This is a genomic window from Streptomyces griseus subsp. griseus (assembly GCF_000720255.1).
GTDB classification, from domain to species: domain Bacteria; phylum Actinomycetota; class Actinomycetes; order Streptomycetales; family Streptomycetaceae; genus Streptomyces; species Streptomyces griseus_I.
Genome location: NZ_JOJE01000140.1, coordinates 1 through 689 on the forward strand (window position 1 = coordinate 1; position 689 = coordinate 689).

1 protein-coding gene is annotated in these 689 nt (G+C 69.8%); it reads right to left on the reverse strand.

Features of this window, described 5'->3' with window-relative positions; translation table 11 throughout:
- Window positions 1–644: AMP-binding protein (locus IG99_RS43495; protein ID WP_158973393.1), on the reverse strand; the 644-nt coding region annotated here is incomplete at its 3' end.
- Between the last annotated feature and the right edge of the window lie 45 nt (window positions 645–689).

Sequence of the window (689 nt, forward strand, 5' to 3'; positions counted from 1 at the left end):
TGGGTGATGGTCACGCCCTTGGGGGTTCCGGTGGAGCCGGAGGTGTACATCACGTACGCCACGTTGTCCGGACGCAGGGCCGCCGAACGCTCCGCGTCGGTCAGATCCGCGCCCTCGCCCCGCGTCAGATCCAAATCGTCCAGGAGCAGCCTCGGCACCTGCCCCCCGGGCAGCACATCAGCGGTCACGGCATCGGTCAGGACCCATGCCGGACGAGCCTCGGACAGGACGAAGTCGAGCCGCCGGCTGGGATAGCGCGGATCGATCGGCAGATACCCCGCCCCCGACTTCAAGATGCCCAGCAACCCGACGACCAGCTCGGCCGAACGCGGCAGGGCCAGACCCACCAAGGACTCCGGACCCGCCCCACGACGCACCAGCTCCCGCGCCAGCCGATTGGCCCGCGCGTTCAGCTCACCGTACGTCCAGGCGACATCACCACACACCACGGCCAACGCGTCCGGATCCGCAGCCACCCGACCCTCCACCAAAGCCGCGAGCGACACCTCGGGCACCGGCACAGCGGTGTCGTTCACCTCATGCAGCAGCCAGTCACGCTCACGCTCCGCCAGCACCTCCACCGCACCCACCCGGCACCCCGGGTCGGCCACCACCTGACGCAACACCCGCACGAACCGGTCCACCAGCACCTCGACGCTGCCCCGGTCGAACAGGTCCGTCGCGTACTC